The 2366-nt window shown below is 60.4% G+C and carries 2 protein-coding genes; both read left to right on the top strand.

Annotated features, from left to right (window positions below):
* Positions 1 to 170: 170 nt before the first annotated feature.
* Positions 171 to 1826, top strand: coding sequence for a sensor histidine kinase (locus tag AC1D00_RS36835; RefSeq protein WP_477014050.1), 1656 nt, complete (start codon positions 171 to 173; stop codon positions 1824 to 1826).
* Positions 1827 to 1997: 171 nt separating this feature from the next.
* The coding region (locus AC1D00_RS36830) for a CorA family divalent cation transporter (RefSeq protein ID WP_477014049.1) at positions 1998 to 2366 on the top strand (369 nt) is incomplete at its 3' end.

Here is a 2366-nt window from a genome sequence, read left to right as displayed (position 1 = left end):
GCTTCCGGATGGCGCGCTGCGGATCGTCGCCCGCGGCGTGAAGGAAGACGCGGTCGAGCCGACGGCTTAACCCACTGGCTTAAGTCATGGGTTCCATCTCAAAATGATCTAGCAGGCGAGTGCCGATGAAGTTATTTTTGTAGGACGCTTCGCGCGATAAGGAACTTGCATTGTCCGCTTACGCTGCAACTGGCTTGCAAAGTCTCGGCGATCTACCGTGGGGATCGCATGTCTGCCAGTTCTTCTCGAGCGCAACCGATTTGCGCGATATTCTGGTCCCCTACTTCAAAGCGGGCCTGGAAAACAACGAGCGGTGCCTGCTGGTCGCCATGGACCCGTTTTCGGCCGACGACGCACGCAGCGCCCTGCGAGCGGCAGTAGGTGACTTCGATCGCCGGGAAAAGAACAAGCAGATCGAGATTCACGACGTTCGCGCCTGGTACAACAACGATACCGTCATCAACGGCGAAGAAATCATCGCCGGCCTGATGGCCAGCGAAGAACGGGCTCGCGCCGACGGCTACGACGGTTTCCGCACCCACGGTAACATCGGCTGGATCGGCCGCAATCAGTGGGACGACTTTCAGGATTACGAAGCCGGCGTGACGCGCGGTTTGCGCGGTCGTCGCATGATTTCGATGTGCGGCTACTGCCTGGATAGCTGCGGGCCGAAAGACGTCCTGGACGTGACGGTCCGGCACAGTCACGCGCTTGCAAGGCAAGGCGAAGGTTGGTCATGCGTGGCCGTCACCTCCCATGAATCCCACGAACTGGACCGGTCGGATCGACTTCGCACAGTTCTCATGCCGGACCCTATCCGGTTGCTGACCGACGATCGCGAACTGCGTCATTCCTTGGAACGCTGGAAACGGACGTTCGATCTGGCGATGGTCGCCTCCGACATGGGGACTTGGCGATACAATCTCGCCGACAACATCTGCGAGTACGACGACAACGCCCAGCGTCTCTACGGGCTTGACGAAGCGCGCTTCCTCCACGACCAGGCGGGAGTTTCGGCAAAATTCCATCCTGACGACCTTGAGAAGATGTGGTCGCGGGTTGCAGCGGCCTTGGATCCCGAAGGAAGCGGCCGTTACGACGCGGAATACCGGGTGAAGCAGATCGACGGTAGTTGGCGATGGCTGAGCGCGTGGGGCCTTGTCGAGTTCGAAGGCGAAGGTGCCGATAGAAGACCGGTCGCGATCGCCGGAGCGAGCAGGGATCTTACCAAGCTGAAGCAGGCCGATGAATTGCAACGCCTGCTTCTCAATGAACTGAACCACCGCATCAAGAACACTCTGGCGACGGTTCAGGCGATCGCAGCATCGACGATCCGCGCTTCGCGAACCATGGACGACTTCCAGCAGGCATTCTACGGCCGGATAGCTGCACTATCGAAAACCCATTCGTTGCTGACGGAAAACGAGCAGCGGTTCGTACCGCTCCGGCAAATCTTGAAGAACGAGTTGGAAATCTACGAAGACGGCGACGGGCAGCGCATCGTGCTGTCGGGTCCGGAGGTCATGATTTCGGCCCACGTTTCCGTTTCCTTTGCGATGGCGGTCCATGAGCTTACGACGAATGCGCTGAAGTATGGTGCGCTCTCTGTCCTGGGCGGCGTCCTCTGCGTGTCGTGGACGCTGGACGACACCCGTTTGCTGATGAAATGGGACGAATGTAACGTTCCAATCTCCGAGCAACCCACCCGGGTCGGTTTCGGCAGCCAACTGCTGCAGCGGTTGCTGCCCCAGCAATTGGGCGCTTCCGTCGACATGAACTTCGCGCGGGACGGCCTGAAGGCCGAGATCTCAATCGATATTGGGTGAGGCGTTTCCTCTTCATCCATCCACTGCGCGCCTTGTCAGCGATGCAGAGACGGCATCCACGTGTAGGCAAACCATAAAGGTATTCGGTACGGAGGCGGCCGCCATCCTTCCGGAACCGCGGGTGTTCGGCCGGGTTGGTCCCCCGCGTTCGTCAGCGGAGGACGGCTATCAATGCAAAAGCAGCCCCGGCTCCGAGCCGTCGAAAATCTCCCTCTCTTAGCGCAGCGGCCCGCGAACGAAGCGGGCGTGGTAGCGGCGTCCGTTTACGCTGGCGGAAAGCGCGTTGCGGACATCCGGGTCGACGAAGCCGAAGCCTGGTCCAAGAAGAAGGGCCACGTGGTCTGGGTCGGCCTGCATGAGCCCAGCAAGGAATTGCTAGAACGGGTCGCGGCCCAACTTCACCTCCACCCGCTCGCGATCGAGGACGCTTCGAACGCTCATCAGCAGCCGAAGGTCGAGCAGTACGGCGATGCGCTGTTCGTCGTCGCGCGTACGGCGCAGATTGCGGACGGACAGATCGCGTTCGGGGAGACCCACCTG

The sequence above is a fragment of the Bradyrhizobium sp. P2_E8 genome (assembly GCF_056403875.1).
Note: the sequence above shows the minus strand (reverse complement) of the source record. Positions and strands in the feature narration are given on the sequence as shown.